Raw genomic sequence first — 18,201 nt, 5'->3', positions numbered from 1 at the left:
GCGACGGACGAGCGCGATCAGATCTTGAAGAGCACGCCGGTCGTCTGACGGCCCGTCGCCTGCGCGACGGCGTTCACATACTGCTGCAACTGGGCGCGATACCGCGCTTCACCGGGCGCCAGCTCGTGATCGGTCTTGAAGTCGACGACGATCGTACGGTCGCCTTCGTCGAACGCGAGATCGAGGACCCCCTCGATCAGCGTTCCGTCCTGCAGCATCCATGACACGGGAGTCTCGCGCCGGACGTTCGACGCCGCTCGGGCGCGCGCGATCAGTCCGTGCCGGAGGACGGCGGCAACGACGTCCGCCGCCGCCTGGACTTGATCGGGCGCGGTGATCCCGAGCAGGCGGCCGTGCGTCGCGGCCACGCGCTCGACGCGCGTGTCCGGCGCGTCGAGCGGCACGGTCGCCAGCACCGCGTGCACGTGCGAGCCGAACAGCGGACCGCGAGGCCGGCCTTCGATGCCCGGAATCTCCTCGATGGCGACGCCGTCGCCCGCCACCGCCGCATCGAGCCCGCGCTCCGAAGCCGCTGCCGCCCACGCCGTCGCCGTCGTCACGACGACGCCCGGCCGGGAGGCCCGCGCGATCGACGCGGCACGCTCGTCGCGCCACGACTCGTAGGTCGCGAGGCGTTCGTCGACCGCGAACATGTCGCCGTCCTTGACGATCAGGTCGTCACGCCGGAGCCCGAACGTCGACTCGACGCCAAGCTGCAGCGCGTGCGGGTCCCACCACGTCACCGCGTAGGCGGCGTCAGGCCGAGGCGCGGGGTCCGAGGGCCCCCGCCCGGGGTTTGCGGCTCGAGGATCGGCCGGCGGCGGGAAGACGAACGTGCCGGGTGCGACCGTGCGCGGCGTCGCCGTCCCGTCATCGGGACGGTTCAGCACGGTGTCCTTCGACCTGAAGATCGGAACGCCGCGCGCCGGCTTCGGGAGGCGGCGGTCCGCCTCGGGAGGATAGATGGCCTGCATCAGCGGATCGAGCCAGCCGCCGTCGTAGGGCCCGTCGCCGATCGCCGGCACGACCAGGAGGTCCCGGGCGCGCGTCGCGGCGACATAGGTCAGCCGTTCCGATTCGGCCTTGTCGCGGGCCGATTCCTCGGCGTCGTGCAGAGTCAGGTCGACGGGCGACCATCCGCCGAGCTTCAAGGCGCAGACGCCGCGCTCCGCATCGAGCCACCGCCCCGCCTCCGCGCGTGACAGCTTGCACGTCGGATCCGCGAGCACGACGACCGGGAACTCCAGTCCTTTCGCCTTGTGCACCGTCATCAGCCGGACGCCGTCGCTCGCGTCTTCGAGGATCGGCGCCTCGGGCGCCTGCGCGGTGTCGGCGGCGGCGCGCAGATGGTCGACGAACCCGCGGAACGACAGTCCGCCGGAGGCCTCGTATTCGCGCGCCAGCTCCGAGACATGCAGGACATTGGCGAGCGCCTGTTCGCCGGCGGCGCGGAGCACGATGCCGACGTGCGCGCGCGTCGCGTCGAGCAGCGCGTGAATCGTCTCGGCCACCGGGCGGTAGTTCCGCCGTCGGTGGAGCGTCCGCAGTACGCTCAGCGCGCCGGCGATCGGCTGCAGATGCGGCGCGACGGGCTCGAGATGCCCGGCGCGAAACGGATGCAGCGATCCCAGGGAGTCGCGCCACTCGAGCAGCTCTTCGTCGCCGATCGCGAACAGCGCGCCGCGCAGCGTCGCAAACACCGACAGCTCGTCGTCCGGCCATTCGATCGCCGACAGGGCCGCGCGGATCGTCTCGATCTCCTCACGGCCGTGAAACGACTTGCCGCCGACCAGCACGTGCGGCACGCCGCGGGCCTCGAGCGCGCGAACGTAGGGCTGCGTCATGTCTTCGCCGAAGCTCAGAAAGCGGCGGAAGAGGATACAGACGTCGCGAGCTGCGACCCCCCAGCCGCTCTCGTGGATCGACCAGTCGAGAAACGCCGCGACCGCGTCCGGCAGCGACTGCTCGATCTTGACGGCCGACAGATTGCGAAGGCCGTACGGCTCGGGCACCGGCAGCGCAATCACCGACGGCCGTCCGGCCAGCTCGGCCCGGTGCGGCGACAGCGCGACGTAGCTGGCCTGGAGCGTCGCCGGATCGCCGGTCATCACCGGCGCGAATGCCGCGTTGACGCACGCCTGAATGCCGGGCACGCTGCGAAAGTTCGTGGTGAGTTGTACGGGTGTGCCGCCGGCGGCGATCAGCCGGTCGCAGACCTCCCGGTAGATGCCGACGTCGGCTCGCCGGAAACGGTAGATCGATTGCTTCGGATCGCCGACGATGAACAGGCGGCCCGGGATCGGCCGCACGCGCCTCCAGTCGTCCTCGCCGGGATCGTCGGAAGCGAGCAGGAGCAGGATCTCGGCCTGGAGCGGATCGGTGTCCTGGAACTCGTCCACGAAGAGGTGGGTGAAACGACCGTGGAATCCGCGCCGCACGCCGGCGTTGCCGCGCACGAGATCCCGCGCCTTCAGCGGCAGATCGAGAAAATCGAGCGCGCCCGCCTGCGCCTTCAGCTCTTCGTAGTGTGCGATGGCTCCCTGCAGCTCCTGCTGGAGCAGCGCCGCGAGGTCGGCGTCGGCCCGCAGCCTGAACTCGTCGAGCTGCTGCTTGAGCGAGGTGTACGCGTCGACGACGCGCTGCCGGGAAACGCCCGCCTTGTAGCCGGGCCCGCGGCCGTGGCGCACCCGACCGAAGGTGCGGTCGCGCGAGAGATCGACCAGCCGCGCCTCCCAGCCGTCGTGGTCCACGTCGCCGGCGTCGCGTTGCAGCGTGAGATCGGCCGCCAGACGGCGAGCCGGATCGGTGTCGAGGTACAGCGTATCCTTCGAGTACGAGGGGGCTTCAGTCAGCGGCGCGAACTCGGCCAGCGCATCGGCGAGGCGCTCGACTGACCCGTCGCGGTCGAACGGCGGCCTCGTCCACGCTCCGGTGAAATCGCGCCATTGCGCGAGCTCCCAGGCAGCCCGCCGCAGCCTGTCGACGGGGGTGTCCTCCCGTGCCATCATCCCGAAGCCCTGCCACACCGATCGGCGGAGCGCGCGCCGCACCCCCTCGCGCGGCTCCTGCAGTTCGCTCTGCATCCAGGCTCCGAACGCCTGATCGAAAGTCCGCTCGGCCTGTGACTCCGTGAGCACGGCGAAGAGCGGATCGACCGCCGCCTCGACCGGGCGTTCGCGGAGCAGCTCTGCGCAGAATCCGTGAATCGTGTTGATCTGCGCCTCTTCGAGATACTGCAGCGCGTGGTTCAACGCGTCGCGCTCGGTCCCCTCGGCGCCGGCTCGCGCGAGGTCGAGCGCCTCGCGAAGCCGCAGCTTGAGCTCGCCGGCCGCCTTCTCCGTGAATGTCACCGCGACGATGCCGCGCACGCTCGCGCGTCCGGTCGCGAGAATGCGGACGATCCGGTTGACCAGCTCGGTCGTCTTGCCGGTCCCGGCCGCCGCCTCGACGACCAGCGTCTGGTCGAGCGCCGTCGCGATCACGCGCCGCTGATCGGCGTCCGCGAGTTCCTTCGCGCGCTTCGCCTGCTTCGTGTCCTTCGCACTCATGGCTTTTCCCGCAGGGCGTCCAGGTCCCCGAGCCTGTCGGGCGACTTGTGACGGACGCGGCGCGGCTCGTCAGGCCCGCACACCGGCAGGAAATCGCACCAGGTACACGCCCGTTCGGCGGGCGCCGCCGGCAGGAAACCGAGCTCGATCGCGCGGTCGACGATCTCGAGCGCCTCGACGCCGCTCCGGCGGGTCTGTTCGTTGAGCGGGATCTCGTGATCCGTGAAACCGCCGGCGGAGGTGCAATAGAACAGGCGACCCGACGCGACCGTGGCGCCGAGTCCCTGTTCGATCGCCAGGCTGTACAACACCGGCTGCAGGATCGCGCCGCCGCCGATCACGGTCTTCGCGGTCGTCCGGTTCTTCCCGGTCTTGTGGTCCGTGATGCGGAGTTCCTGACCGCGCGTTTCGATCAGATCGACCGAGCCGCGCAGCGTGAACCGCCCGTCGATCGTCGCGGGATCGCGGCGGCTCGCCGGATCGCGCGGCGGTACGTCCTCGCCGAATTCCTCCTTCAGGCCGAACGCAAATTCGAAGTAGGCCGGCCGCCACTGTCCGGCCGCGGCGGCCGGGACGGCGATCCGCCGGATCCACACACGCAGGTCGCGCGCCAGGTCGGCGATCTCGTCGCGCCACACGCGATCGATGGCCGGCGCCAGCCGATCGCGGTAGCGCGCGGCGACGGCCTTCACCGTCTCGTCGAGCAGCCGGACCACCTCGGGCAGCTGCGCGGCGGTGACCGGCAGGCGATCGCGTTCGCGAAGCGTCCGAAAGAGGCGCGTCTGGATCTCGTGGAAGATCGATCCGCGGGTCAGCGGATCCAGCTTCTGCAACGGCTCGATGTCGGGCGGCGGTTCGAGACGATGCACGGCCGAGAGCAGGAACTGGTACGGACACGCGGCGTATTTCTGCAGCGCCGACAGCGAGTAGGGGCGCGCGGTCAGGCGGTGCTTGTCAAGCGCCGGCTTCGTCATGCCGGTCACGCGGGTGATCCCGTCGAACGGCGTCCACGACGATCGGCCGCGGGCCCAGCGCGCCGACACCGAACGTTTGAGCGCCTCGTTCAGGCGCAGCAGGTAGTGCGCCTGGCCGCGCACGCGCGCGCGCGGCTCGATCTGCATCAGCTCCCGCAGCACGGCGAGATCGTGCTCCACGTCGTCGATCGCGTCGGCCGGGCTGGCGGGGGCCGGCCACGCCAGTCCGGCGCCGCCGGCATCGAACGCCGCCGCCTGCAGCTGCGCCGGCGGTGGAATCCTCCCGGTGATCGCCCGCATCACGTCGAGCACGTAGAAGCTCGGCACGCGCGGCCGAGACTCGCCGGCCTCGAGACGCGGATAGGAGAGCCACAGGCGCTCGGTCGGCGCGCCGACCGCCAACCGCAGCAGCAGCCGTTCGGCGCGCGCCCGATCCTCCTGCAGCGCCAGGCCCGCGGCGAGCGGCGCGCGCATCTCGTCGTCGAGCAGCATCGGATCCTCGTGCGGCCGCTGCGGAAACATCCGCTCCGCGAGACCGGCGACGAAGACGACGCGGAACGTCCGGCCGCGCGCCTGCTCGGGACCGCCGACAAAAACGCGTCCGTAGCGGCTGCGCGGCGGGCGCGGCTGAAAAGTCCGCAGCGTGTCGGCAAGCACGCCGCGCGCTTCGCCGAGCGTGATCGGCCCGACGTCCGACATCGGGTTGAGTTGTCTGAGGGCGCGCCGCACGTGGCCGGAGCCGGGCTCCCGAAGCACGCGCGGCACCAGGGCTTCGAACAGCTGCAGCCACTCGCCCCACGTCGCGCGCGCCGGCCATCCGGCCAGGCTCTCGACGATCGGCAGCGCGAATCGGCTCAGATGTCCCAGATTGACGAAGTCGCGGGTAATCCGCTGCGCCTTCGGCGAATCCTCGAGCGCGTCCTTCTTCAGCTCGGCCGCGATCTGAATCTCATACTTGCGCTCGAGCCCCTTGAGGCGGCGGCGCCAGCGCTCCGCGTCGCCGCCGATGACCGACGATTCGACGATGAGCGATTCCCATTTCCAGGGCTGCGCGAGCGTGCCCTCGTCTGGATCCCCCTCGTCGCGCGCGTCGCCGGGAAGATCGGGCGGCGGCTCGAGCGCAGGGGCGTCCTCGTCGGCGACGGTCAGATAGCGATAGGGTCCCTCGAGCATCGCTTCCTCGGCGTCGGCGAGCGCGGGCGGTACCGCGCGGCTCGCCTCGGCGGCCTTCGGTACCTGTCCGAGCGACAGGTATTCGGCGAACCGCCGGGCCGAAAGCCCTTCGCAGGCGCAGTCGAGCAGCGCCAGGAACGCACGGCCGGCCGCGGCGGGACGGACGACGCCGCGATCGAACCAGGCGCGCGCCTGCCCGGACTCGTCCGGAATCGCCCGACGGAGCGCGTCTTCGAGCAGACCGACGTAGCGCTCCGGCGAACGCACGAAGACGGCGATCTCGTCGAGCGGCACGCCACGCCGCGCCTCCTGCAGGATGCGTCGCGCGATCTCGACGCACTCGCGTCCTTCGCCGGGTGCGGAGAACAGGCGCACGTCGCCGGCGGCCTGGCGCTCGGGCGGCTGCGATTTCGCGAACAGGTACCGGCGCAACGCGACGAGGTCCTCGTCGCCGGACGGTTCCAGGATTTCAGGCGTCACCCCCAGCGCGGCGAGGCGGTCGAGCGTCGCCACGTCGCCGAACGGCAGCGTGATCAGCGTGTCGGCCGACGCCGCCAGCAGCGCCGCGACGAACGCCATCGAGGCTGCCGAGTCGATCGCAACGTCGAGCAGCAGGAGCGCCGGAAACCGGACGCCGGCCGTCGACAGCTGCGAGCCGGCCGCGGGCAGGGTCAGCGCCCGTGTCGCCGCCTCCAGCAGCAGGGCGCGATCCGTGGCGCGAGCCTCGGTGAACTGCGCGTCAACGCGATCCAGCAGCCCCGCGAGATCCGGCCCGCCAAGCGGCAGTCGGCCGAGACGATCGGGCGGGATGGCGGCCTGCCGGAGTTCCTGGGCCGTACGCGCCAGCGCGCGCGGAAAGCCGGGCGTGCGCGCCACTGGTCCGAAATAGGTGAGCACGCCGTCCCGCTGCGCGCCGAAGACCGCGCGCGCCGCAACAGCCTCGAAGCCGAGAGAGGTGACCGGCGCCAGCCCCTCGCTGGCAAGGACGGGCCCGGCAAGGTGGAGCGCCAGTTGGGCGAGGCTGAAACGGTGGATCCCGATCGTCGCGCCCGCTTCCACGGCGATCGCGCGCGTCAGATCATCGGCGGCGCCCCGCGAGGCGGCGACGATCCAGACGTCGCTGCGCCCGGTCCGCTCGCGCACGAAGGCGCGCGCCGCGTCGAGGCGAAGGGGGGCTGACGAGGATTCGATCAGGCGGGTGGACGTCATGCGCGCGCTCCTCCCGGACACCGTGCCGGGTCATCGGATCCACGGCCGCGCTCCGCGGCCGTCACGCGCGCAGTATAGCCGATCGGGCAGCCGCGAGATGAGGCGTCAGAAGGCGCGGAGGTACTGGTCGGGAACGGGCGGTGCGTCGCCGAGCGCCTGGGCCGCGTGCAACGGCCAGTACGGATCGCGCAACAGCTGCCGCGCCATGACGATCAGGTCCGCCCGCCCCTGCTGCAGGATTTCTTCCGCCTGCCTCGGCTCGGTGATCAGCCCGACGGCGCCGGTCGGGATGCCTGCCTCGCGCCTGACGCGCTCGGCACCGGGCACCTGGTAGCCCGGAGCCACCGGGATCGTCGCGTGCGCGACGTTGCCGCCCGTCGAACAGTCGATCAAGTCCACGCCACGGTTCTTCAGATCGCGCGCCAGCGAAACCGAATCGTCGAGGGTCCAGCCGCCGTCAACCCAGTCTGTGGCCGAGATGCGGACGAAGAGCGGCAGCCGCTCCGGCCAGACGCGCCGCACCGCGTCGACGACTTCGCGCAGGAACCGCGCGCGGTTGTCGAACGCGCCGCCATACTCGTCGTCGCGCTGGTTGCTCACCGGCGACAGGAACTCGTGCAGCAGGTAGCCGTGCGCTGCGTGCAGCTCGATCACCTGGCCGCCGGCGGCGAGCACGCGCGACGCCGCGGCGGCGAAGGCGCGGACGACCGCGGCGATGTCGTCCCTCGTCATGGCACGCGGCACCTGCCAGCCGTCGCGAAACGGCTGCGCGCTGGGGGCCCAGATCGGTTCCCAGCCGCCGTCCGACGTCGAGAGCGGGCGGCCGCCGTCCCACGGCCGCCCGTTGCTCGCCTTACGACCCGCGTGGGCGAGCTGCACGCCGACGACCGCTCCATGCTCGCGGACGAACGCGAAGATCCGCGACAGCATGTCGACGTGCGCGTCCTGGTAGATGCCAAGGTCGTGCGGGCTGATACGGCCGTCGGCGGTGACGGCCGTCGCTTCCGTCAGCACGATCCCTGCGCCGCCAACCGCTCGGCTGCCGAGATGGACGAGGTGCCAGTCGTTCGCAAAGCCGTCGACGCTCGAGTACTCGCACATCGGCGACACGACGATCCGGTTCCGCAATGTGAGGCCGGCAAGCGCGTACGGCGAGAGCAGAAGCGACGGCATCCATCTATGATGAGGCCAAATGACGATCGCGACCACGACGCTCGCCGCGCGGATCGAGGGCGCCGAAGCCGACACGGCTGCCGCCTTCGCCCGCGCCTCGCGCAGGCCCGATCTGCTCATCGAAGCAGTGGGGGGAGGAACGGCGGTCTACGGCGGCGCCGGCCAGCCCTTCAACAAGATTGCCGGACTGGGGTTTGCGCCGCTCGACGACGGCGAGCTGGAACGGCTGGAGCGCCGCTACGACGAGCGCGGCGCCGCGATGCGGGTCGAGCTCTCGTCACTGGGCGATGCGTCCGTCGCGGCCGCGCTGACGCACCGCGGCTACGCACTGATCGGATATGAGAACGTACTGGGCCTGTCGCTGCTACGCGAGCACGTCGAGGCGTCTGCTCGCGCCCTCGAGGCCGCCGCCGAACGCGGAGTGCTCGCGACATCGACGGAAGACTCGCAGACGTGGATCAGGGCGGTCGCCGAGGGGTTCGCGTCACCGGACACATTCGACGGGCCGCCGCCCGCGGAGCCAGTCGGGCGCGAGGCGCTCGCGCAGATTTTCGCGGATTTCAGTGCGGCGCCAGGGTGCCGGCTGTTTCTCGCACGGCGCGGCGGCGAACTGGCCGGCGGTGGCGCGCTGCGGATCGTCGATGGCCTCGCGCAGCTGGCCGGGGCAGCGACGCTGCCGCCGCACCGGCGGCACGGCGTGCAGTCGGCGCTCCTGCACGCGCGGCTGGTCGAGGCCGCCGGCGCCGGCTGCGATCTCGCCATCGTCACCACCGAACCAGCGTCGACCTCGCAGCAGAACGTCCAGCGGGCGGGATTCGCCCTGTTGTACGTCCGCGCCCTCCTGGTCCGCGCAGCCTCTACTGCGGCGGCCTCCTAGTCGCAGGCGCGGCGGCGATCAGCGCAGCGGGAGACGGTGGATCGCGCCGAGCAGGAGGTAGTAGAAGCCGCCATCGGCCACCGTCGCCACCATCGCGTCGGGCGACGCGGCCAGGATCGCACGCGGCTGCGCCCGCGCCCCCGCGGCGTCCAGGACGAGACGAACGGCCAGCGACGCGCCGCTGGCATGCTGCACGCCGTAGAGCGCCCCCGCCCGCCACGCCAGCCAGACGAATCCGCTCAGGTCCTCCACCGACTTGACCGTCTGCACGACGCGCGACGGCAGGTCGACGCGCTGCAGGCCCCGATCCGAGGCCACGAACAACGTGCGATCGTCCGCCGCCGCCAGCGCGGTCGGGTTCGGCGCCTCGACGCGGCACGCCAGCTCGATCGCACGGGAGCCCGGACGCAGACGGAACACGCGACCGCCCGCCGAGTCGAGACCGAAAAGAGTGCCGTCGGGCGTGACCGCGAGCGCCACGAACCGCACCGGTTGCATGGACACGGCCGGCGTCGTCTCCATCAGGCCCCGTCCGGACACGAGCTGCAGCTTGTGCACGATCGACGTCGTGTCGTCGCCGCTCCCCTTCACGCTCGCCACCCACAGATCGCCGCGGCGCGCGTCGACCGTCAACGCCGTCAGTTCGTCGTAGAAACCCGCCGACGCCGCGCTCACGTACGGCACGACGTGCTTCGACACTTCGTCGACGATCAACAGCCGGCGCGACCGCGCATCGCCGATCACGAAGCGCCGCGACACCGCATCGTGCGCGAGTGCAAAAGCGCCGAGCCCCGCAGGAGCCTCGAACTCGGTCACCATGCCGGAGTCCGGCGGCGCCGTGGAGGCGCCCGTCGCAGTCGCGGCCGGAGGCGGGGTCACCTCCGCACCGGGCGCCCTGACGGGCGCGGCGCTCGCCGCCCGTGCAGGTTCACTCCTGGAGGCTGACGCCGGTGACGGAGCAACCGAGGTCGCGTCCGCGACCGCGGGCCGGTCTTTCCTGGAGGGCGCCGGAGACGCGGGCGGTGCCCCGCCAGCGGCGGGAGCGGCGGGCGCGGACATCCGTTCAGCCAGCGCGGCCCAACCCGGCCGCTGGCGGGCCCGGTCGAAGTCGGCCAGCGAAAGATCGATCGGCACATGCAGATCGGCCAGCCGCCCCAGCATGACGATCGCATCTTCCGGCCGGCCGCTGAGCGACTGCGCGCGTGCGAGCAGGAGCATCAGCGCGGGGTCGTTCGGCTTGCCCGCCTGAACCGCGCGCCAGGCGAGGTCGTGAAACGTCTCGTAATCGCCGCGCGCGTCGGCGGCTTCGGCGTCGGCCCGACAACGGGCGGCATCCGGACAGGACACCGGCGCCTGCAGCAGCGCCAGGAACACGAGCAGCACGACCCCCATCGGCCAAGGCTACCGCGGCCAGGTGTGCTGCGTAAAGCGTTGAATAACAGCGGGATAGGCCGGCAGACCGATCCGTGCTACGCTTTCTGCTTCACTTGGCTGGAGACTTCCTGAGGACAGTGCGTTCGGCCGGCCTGGCGCTCCTGTGCGCGCTCGTCGCGGCTGTCATCGTCGTTCCCGCCGTCCGCGCCCAGCGGACCGCGCCGGCCGACACCAAGGTCCGCGACGCGCGGACGCTCGCGCAGCGCAAGATCAACGAGCACGTGCTGTCGGCCATCTACCGCCGCCGTGGCGATCTTCAGGGAAAGACCGTTCCGGGCGATGCCGCTGTCGTGCGAATCGACCGACACGGCCGGGCGTTCGTCGACGTCCGCGCGCAGGTGCGGCCGGACCTGGAAAAGAAGATGAAGGCCCTCGGCGGCATCGTCGTCTCGACCTCGAGCACCTACGATTCGATCATCGGCTGGATGCCGCTGCAGACGCTGGAGCGGCTGGCTGCCGACCCGGGCGTCCGCGCTATCGAGCCGGCGTCGACGCAATAGACAGCGTCCCCCAGCCTTTCAACGGCTTCGCACTCTCGGCGTTCTCGCGGCCGCCGCCGCCACCGCCGTGGCTGCCGCCACCGCCGCCACCCCCGCGTCCGCCCATTCCACCGCCGCGGCCGCCCATCCCGCCGCCCATTCCACCGCCGCCCCCACCGAAACCGCCGGGACGCCCGCCACCGAACGACTCCTGCGAGGTCTTGCCGGCTTCGAGCCCGATGCCTACCGGCTTGCCTGGCGTGGCGTCGATGGCGTACGGATGATCCGCGTCGTGCACGAGCGGCACTTTCAGTTCGTACTGCAGCGTCCCCTGATCCTCCCGGATGGCGACGTCGATCCCCGGAGCATGGTCGCGCGTGAGCATCCGCGCATCGTCCTTGCCGGGGCCGAGCACGTCGATACGGTCGCCAGGCGAAGGCTCCGACGGGGATTCGCTCTCTCCACTTCCGCCTCCCTGCCCGCCGGCGCGGCGGCCGCCGTAGCCGCCGCGACCGGCATCGTCGCCGCCGGTTCCGTGTTCGACGACGGGATAGCGGATGCCGAGATGCTTCTTGGTTCCTCCGGCAGGATCGAACCAGACGGTGAAGCCCTGGCGCAGGATCTCACGGCGCTCCGCGCTCGCCGACGCGGTGAGACGCATGTAGAGATAGTCTTTGTCGTTCAGGAACTGAATCGCGACGGGCGCCTGCTCGAAGGGCTGAAGGTTGCCATACCAGTCGTCGTACTTACCGTCGATCGTGATGGCGCCATCCCGGAGTTGACTGTCGAAGTGCGGTTTCTCGGAGGCGCTCAGTCGCGCGATCGCGAGCGGCACGCTCGCCAGCACCAGAACGCCGCCAAGGGCTCGGATGTACATCGAACTGTTCGTCATGATTGCCGCCCGTTGATGAAGTCTCGCATGCTGCGCGTGTTGCGACGGCAGGTGCCGTACCCCTATCAAGCCACTGGCCGCGGCGAGAAGCAAGCCGGCGCGCCCCTGTCGTACTTATTTCATGGAAGGAAACGGGCATGAAGCGAGTCGAAGAAGGTAACAGGAGGCTTTCGATGACACGTCGATTCTCAACCTTCGCGGTGGCGGCCCTGATGCTGTCTCTCGGCGCGCTCCCAGCCATGGCACAAGGCCGCGGCGGCAGGGGCGGGCCTGGCGGGCCCGGCGGCCCGATGGGGATTCTGCCCGGACTGAACCAGGTCGGGCTCACCGATGCTCAACGGGAGCAGGTGCGCGCCATCATGGAGCAGGAGCGGCAGAGCGGCGCCCCCCCCGTCCAACTTCGCGCGGCCGAACAGACGCTGCACGCCGCCGTACTGGCCGATACCCCCGATCCGCAGGCGATCGCGGCGGCTGCGGCGGCGCTCAAGACGGCCCAGAGCGCCGAGCTCGACCATCGCGTCGAGCTGATGCAGAAGGTGGCCGCCGTGTTGACTCCCGCCCAGCGGCAACAGCTCGCAGAACAGAAGCCGCCGCCCCCGGAAGGGCGCGGCCCCCAGGGACCGCCGCGGCCCGGATCCCCAGGCGGACACGATCTTTAGCGGGGTCGGACCAAGTGGAAACGATTTCGCCGCCTCCGGCGTCCTAACGGTTGGGAGCCCTGCCAGCCAGGCTCCTGATAGTCACGGACGAACGGATATGCCCAAGCTCGATTTCGACGTCTGCGCGCGGTGCGGAGTGTTGTTCGACGATCAGGGCGAGGGCGGATGGTGGGTACGCGAGGGGATCTGGTGGCACGAGTGCGATTCCAGGCGTCCGGCGCGAATCGTCGTCCGCAAGCTCGAACTGAAGAAGACGGCAGCGGCCGCTTAAGTCAACCCTAATTCCCGGCGGGCGCGAATCTGTGCCCGCCGGCGTTTCAAATCAAGCATCCGATACCTGTCGAGCCCGGTTCCCACGGCGGAGAAGGTTCCCAGCCGTCCCGTGCGGCGCCCTGTCGGCCCGGGTGCGACCGTCCTCTCCCCGAGATCAATCCATATCGCTGCTGCTGTGGTACGCCGCTGCATGCCTTCCGCCTCCTGACCCCGACTCTACGGTCCGCCCGTGACAAGGAAGGTCAGGCCGAGGTCCGCGCGTGTTTGCACGGTCGTCGTTGACCGGATCCGCGGAGATCGCACAGAATCCGCAGCGGTCCGGTCCCTCGTCGACGCTATCAATGCAAAGGGTTGCCTTCATGCGCTCCAGGATTCTTCGCGGGTTCTTCGTGTTCGTCGCCGTCGCCGGCTGTCTGCTGCATCGATCAGATGGCGTCGCGGCGGTGTCGAGCGGCGTGGTCATCAGCCAGGTCTACGGCGGCGGCGGCAATGCCGGCTCCACGTGGAAGAACGACTTCATCGAGCTCTTCAACCGCGGCAACACGCCGGTCAGCCTGGCCGGCATGTCGGTGCAGTACGCATCGGCGGCGGGCACCACCTGGCAGGTCACGCCGCTTACGGCCGTGACGCTCGCGCCCGGACAGTACTATCTCGTCCAGGAATCCGCCGGCACGGGCGGCACCACCAGTCTCCCGACGCCCGACGCCAGCGGCACGATCGCGATGAGTGCGACGGCCGGGAAGGTCGCGCTCTCCGCTGCGACCACGAGCCTGACGGGTGCATGCCCGGCGGGCGTCGTCGACGTCCTCGGGTATAACAGCCCGGGCACGAGCGGTTGCTTCGAAGGGGCGATCGGCCCGGGGCTCTCCAACACGACAGCCGCGTTCAGGGGCGGCAACGGCTGCGCCGACACCGACAACAACGCGAGCGATTTCTCGACAGGCGCGCCGAACCCCCGCAACACCGCCGCGATCTTCGCGCCATGCAGCGCGTCGTCGACGAACCCGTCCGGCACGATGACGTCGAACGCACTGAGCTACGCGCCGGGCGATCCGATCACGCTGACGGTCAACGTCACACCCGGCACGAATCCGACCAGCACGGGCCTGGCCGTTACCGGGAATCTGGTCTCGATCGGGCTCGGCACGCCGGTGTTCACGAATCAAGGCGGCAACACGTTCGCGTTCGCCGGAGTCGTCCCGAGCGGCATCAGCGGCGGCGCGACGTCGCTCAGCGCCATTATCACCGACGATCAATCGCGGAGCGCCCCGACGTCGTCCGTCTCGATCACCGTCGTGTCGGCGACGTCACCGACGGCGACCGGCGGCGCAAGTCCGGCGAGCGTGCCGGCTGGGAGCACCACGACGCTCACCGTCACCGCCACGCCGGGTACCAATCCGGTGAGCACCGGCGTGACGGTGACGGGCGATCTCTCAGCTATCGGCGGGAACGCTGTGCAATCATTTCCGGCAGACGGGACCGGCACGTTCACGTTTGCGGCGACCGTTGACGCGGCGATCGCTCCCGGGCCGAAACAGCTGCCGATCACCCTCAGCGACGATCAAGGCCGTACTTTTTCGTTCAACCTGCCCGTCACCGTGACGGCGCCCCTCGCCAACAGCACGATCGTCATCAGTCAGCTGTACGGCGGCGGCGGCAACAGCGGCGCCAGCTATCAGAACGACTTCGTGCAGCTCTATAACCGAGGGAGCACGACCGTCGATCTCGCCGGATGGTCGCTGCAGTACGCGGCGGCCACCGGCACGAGCTGGGACAACAAGCAGCCGCTCGGCGGAACGATCGCGCCGAATCAGTACTATCTCGTCGCGCTCGCGTCTGGCGGCGCCAACGGCGCGGCGCTGCCCGACGCCAATATCTCCGGCCAGATCAACATGAGCCAGACGACCGGCAAGGTGGCGCTGGTCGACAACGGCGACACGCTGACCGGCCCGTGCCCGATCTCCAGTCTGCACGTCCGCGATTTCGTCGGATACGGCGGCAGCGCCACCTGCCACGAAGGCGCCACCGCGGCGCCGCAGCCGGGTCCGGCGACTGCGCTCTTCCGCCAGGGCGCCGGCTTCATCGACACCAATGACAACGGCGCCGACTTCGCCACCGGTCCGCCTTCGCCGTTCACGACGGCGCCGATCGTCGAGATCGGTCCGTCCGTCCTCACGACGGATCCGCTGCCCGGCGCCGTGACGGCGCCGCGCGACGCGACAATCGAGGTCAGCTTCACCGAGCCGGTCGACGTGTCCGGAGCGTGGTTCCACCTCGTCTGCTCGACGACCGGCGTGCACGACAGCGCCACCACCGCGACGGGCCCCGGCGCGCGCGATCAGTACATCACTCCGAACGCGAATTTCGCCGCCGGCGAGACCTGTACGGCGACCGTCTTCAAGGATCAGGTATCGGACCAGGACACCGATGACCTGCAGCCGGGCACCGATCACCTGCCGGCCGACTATTCATGGTCGTTCTCGATCGCCACTGGCGCCGCGCCACCGTATCCCGCCGGCGTGCACCTCACGCTCGGGAATCCGACCAGCGCGACGGCCGACGTCAATCAGCCGGACAACTACCTGATGACGAAGCCGGAGTATGCGCTGTCGTACAACCGCAGCCTCGGACGGCCGAACTGGGTGAGCTGGCACCTGACGCCGGAATGGTTCGGCACGCTCGTGCGCGTCGACACCTTCCGCGCCGATCCCGAGGTGCCGCCCGATTGGTATCGCGTCCAGTCGTTCAGCTTCCAATCGAGCGGCTTCGATCGCGGCCACATGACGCCCAACGCCGATCGCGACCTGGAGACGTCGATTCCGATCAACCAGGCGACCTACCTGATGTCGAACATGGTCGCCCAGGCGCCCGACAACAACCAGGGTCCGTGGGCGAACCTCGAGAACTACCTCCGGTCGCTCCTTGGCACCGATCGCCAGAATCCGCCCTACGAGATCTACGTGGTGTCGGGTCCGGCCGGCGCCGGCGGCACCGGCAGCAACGGATTCGCCACGACTGTCGACAACGGCCACGTCACCGTCCCGGCCTACACCTGGAAGGTCGCGCTGGTCCTGCCCTTCGATCGCGGCGCCGACGACGCGTCGCGCGTGACGTGTGCGGCCCGCACCATCGCCGTGATCATGCCCAACGCCCAGGGCATCCGGACCAACAGCCCCGACGACTGGATGAACTACCTGACCACCGTCGACGCCGTCGAGGCACTGACCGGCTACGACCTCTTCTCCAACGTCCCGCCGAAGATCCAGAACTGCATCCAGGCAGGCATCAACGGCAACAACCCTCAGGCGCAGGAAATCGCGTTCGCGCCGATCGCCGCGCATCGTTTCGGCGACGCCGACTTCGTCGTCACGGCCACCGCGGACTCCGGGCTGCCGGTGACGCTCACGGTGACGTCGGGACCCGCGACGATCGACGCGAACGGCACGGTCCACCTGCTCGGCGCAGGGCCGGTCACGATCCGCGCGACGCAGCCGGGCGGCACGAACGCCGGCCAGGCCTATGCCAGGGCTGTTCCGGTGGATCAGACCTTCACGGCCGACAAGGGCACGCAGGCGATCACGTTCGGCGCCCTCGGCGATCGGACCTACGGCGATGCGCCGTTCACGGTCAGCGCCGGCGGCGGCGCGTCGGGCAATCCGGTCGTCTTCGCCGCGTCGGGCATGTGCGTCAGCGGCGGTCAGAACGGCGCCACGATCACCATCGTCGCTGCCGGTGCCTGCAGCATCGCCGCCTCGCAGGAGGGCAGCGACAACTACGGGCCGGCGCCAGTGGTGACCCAGATCTTCACGGTGAGCAAGGCGACGGCGGGCTTCACGTCGCTCTCGTCCCCCTCGATCGAGGCCGGGACGGCGTCGACGACGCTCGGCGGCGTGATCCTGGCGGGTGGAGTCGTGCCGGGCGGCAGCGTCGCGATCTCCCTCAACGGGTCGACCGTGGCAGCCGCGATTGCGGCAGACGGGCGGTTCTCGGCGACGCTCCCCACGGGATCGCTGACCCCGTCCGGCGGTCCCTACACGGTGGCCTTCAGCTATGCCGGCGATGGCAACGTCGCCGCGGCCGCCGCCACCTCGTCGCTCGCCGTCGTCGACACGCTCGCGCCGGTGATCAGCAATCTCAAAGCGACGCCAGACACGCTGTTCTTTTCGACCAACACCTTGTGGCCGGTTCTCGTCGGTTACACGGCGACCGACAACGTCGGCGCTCCGGTCTGCTCGCTGAGCGTGACGAGCAACGCCGACGACCTGATCGATCATGGCCCCCGGAAGGGCGAAAAGGATCCCGACGTCGATGTCGTCGTGGTGGGACCGCATCTGGTGCTGCTGAAAGCGGAGAGAGAACCGAAGAAGGATCTGGCGCTCATCTACACCATCACCGTGTCGTGCGGGGACGGATCGGGCAACGTGTCGACGGCTCGGACGGACGTGCGCGTGCGCCGGCCATAGGGGCGCGAGAGGCGCCGCCGCCGGCCGTGGCGCGGGACACCTGATAAGTTAAGGGACGTGCCGCGCAACGCCGAAGTCATCCGCCAGTGGTCGGTCCTGCGCGACCTGGAAGCGTCGCGCCGTCTCACCATCGACGATCTGGCCAGCCGCACCGGCGTCACGACACGCACGATTCGGCGCGACCTCGAAGCGCTGCAGACTTCAGGGTTCCCCCTCTTCGACGAGCTCATCGACGGCAAGCGCTATTGGACGCTCGAGTCGAAGGCGTTCCGGCGGCTCGACGACACCGGCTTCACGCTGGCCGAGCTGAGCGCGCTCTATTTCAGCCGCACGCTGGTCGAAATGCTGGCTGCGACGCCGTTCCAGCAGGATGTCGCCGCCGCCTTCGACAAGCTCGCGGCGGTGCTGACGCCGCAGATGCGCCGGTTCCTCGACCGTCTGCCGCTCGTCCTCCAGGCCAAGGGGTCGGCGTCAGCGGAGGGAGACCGCCGCGCCGGCCGGGAGCTGGTCGCAAAGCTCCTCGACGCGACGCTCAACCACCGCCGCGCGACGATGAAGTACTTCTCGATGTCGAGCCGGCGCGAGAAGGAATACGTGATCGAGCCGTACCGGCTGATCTACTCCCCGGACGGCCTCTATCTGTTCGCCTACGTGCCGGAATACCGGGAGGTGCGGACCTTCGGCGTTGCGCGCATCCGCGGCGTGTCACTGCACGAGGAACGGTTCACGCCGGCGGAGCTGCCCGACACGATCTTCGCGCACTCGCTGGGCGTGCACGAGGGTCCGCCCGAGCACGTCGAGATCGTCTTCGACGGGCGCATCGCTCCCTACATCACTGAACGCACCTGGCATCCCTCGCAGTCGACCACCGCGCGCGCAGACGGGGCGGTCGTCCTGAGCCTGGAGGTCTCCAACGACTGGGCGCTGCGCAGCTGGATCCTGTCGTTCGGGCCCCTCGCCCGCGTGATCTCGCCCGCCGCGCTGGTCGTCGAGATCAAGACGGAGATCGACGCTGCCGCGGCGCGCTACTGACACGCCGCGCGGCGC

General features: G+C 70.1%; 11 protein-coding genes. 6 read left to right on the top strand and 5 right to left on the bottom strand.

Going from position 1 to position 18,201, the window contains the following annotated elements:
• Positions 1–17: 17 nt before the first annotated feature.
• The 3 genes from VGI12_01490 to VGI12_01480 all read right to left on the bottom strand — a co-directional run bounded on the left by VGI12_01490 (position 18) and on the right by VGI12_01480 (position 8,077).
• Positions 18–3,548, bottom strand: a complete 3,531-nt coding sequence (locus tag VGI12_01490; protein HEY2431315.1) for a UvrD-helicase domain-containing protein — start codon at positions 3,546–3,548, stop codon at positions 18–20.
• Positions 3,545–6,904: a PD-(D/E)XK nuclease family protein gene (locus tag VGI12_01485; GenBank protein HEY2431314.1), complete on the bottom strand. Its 3,360-nt coding sequence runs from the start codon at positions 6,902–6,904 to the stop codon at positions 3,545–3,547. The genes VGI12_01490 and VGI12_01485 overlap by 4 nt, the downstream gene beginning before the upstream one ends.
• Positions 6,905–7,009: 105 nt before the next feature.
• A complete protein-coding gene (locus VGI12_01480) occupies positions 7,010–8,077 on the bottom strand; it encodes an NADH:flavin oxidoreductase/NADH oxidase (GenBank protein ID HEY2431313.1) in 1,068 nt (355 codons plus the stop codon).
• A gap of 19 nt (positions 8,078–8,096) precedes the next feature.
• Here VGI12_01480 and VGI12_01475 point away from each other — a divergent pair, with 19 nt between their 5' ends.
• Positions 8,097–8,954, top strand: a complete 858-nt coding sequence (locus VGI12_01475) for a GNAT family N-acetyltransferase (GenBank protein ID HEY2431312.1) — start codon at positions 8,097–8,099, stop codon at positions 8,952–8,954.
• A gap of 18 nt (positions 8,955–8,972) precedes the next feature.
• Here VGI12_01475 and VGI12_01470 read toward each other — a convergent pair whose 3' ends face one another.
• Positions 8,973–10,346, bottom strand: a complete 1,374-nt coding sequence (locus tag VGI12_01470) for a hypothetical protein (GenBank protein ID HEY2431311.1) — start codon at positions 10,344–10,346, stop codon at positions 8,973–8,975.
• A gap of 119 nt (positions 10,347–10,465) precedes the next feature.
• Here VGI12_01470 and VGI12_01465 point away from each other — a divergent pair, with 119 nt between their 5' ends.
• Positions 10,466–10,888, top strand: coding sequence for a hypothetical protein (locus VGI12_01465; protein ID HEY2431310.1), 423 nt, complete (start codon positions 10,466–10,468; stop codon positions 10,886–10,888).
• Here the strand turns inward: VGI12_01465 and VGI12_01460 are convergent.
• Positions 10,863–11,759 (bottom strand): hypothetical protein, encoded by an 897-nt coding sequence (locus tag VGI12_01460; GenBank protein ID HEY2431309.1) that lies wholly within the window; start codon positions 11,757–11,759, stop codon positions 10,863–10,865. The genes VGI12_01465 and VGI12_01460 overlap by 26 nt on opposite strands.
• A 173-nt stretch (positions 11,760–11,932) precedes the next feature.
• Here VGI12_01460 and VGI12_01455 point away from each other — a divergent pair, with 173 nt between their 5' ends.
• From VGI12_01455 to VGI12_01440, 4 genes are all read left to right on the top strand, one after another.
• Positions 11,933–12,418 carry a periplasmic heavy metal sensor gene (locus VGI12_01455; protein HEY2431308.1) on the top strand — a complete coding sequence of 162 codons (486 nt, stop codon included), beginning with the start codon at positions 11,933–11,935 and terminating at the stop codon, positions 12,416–12,418.
• Between the two features lie 97 nt (positions 12,419–12,515).
• The gene (locus VGI12_01450; GenBank protein ID HEY2431307.1) at positions 12,516–12,689 is read left to right on the top strand and encodes a hypothetical protein; all 174 of its coding nucleotides are present in this window, start codon (positions 12,516–12,518) and stop codon (positions 12,687–12,689) included.
• 361 nt (positions 12,690–13,050) lie between these two features.
• Positions 13,051–17,154, top strand: coding sequence for a DNA/RNA non-specific endonuclease (locus tag VGI12_01445; protein ID HEY2431306.1), 4,104 nt, complete (start codon positions 13,051–13,053; stop codon positions 17,152–17,154).
• 57 nt (positions 17,155–17,211) lie between these two features.
• A complete protein-coding gene (locus VGI12_01440) occupies positions 17,212–18,186 on the top strand; it encodes a WYL domain-containing protein (protein HEY2431305.1) in 975 nt (324 codons plus the stop codon).
• Positions 18,187–18,201 lie beyond the last annotated feature (15 nt).

It is taken from the genome of Vicinamibacterales bacterium, assembly GCA_036496585.1.
Classification (GTDB): Bacteria; Acidobacteriota; Vicinamibacteria; order Vicinamibacterales; family 2-12-FULL-66-21; genus JAICSD01.
This window is presented reverse-complemented; position numbering and strand designations above follow the sequence as displayed.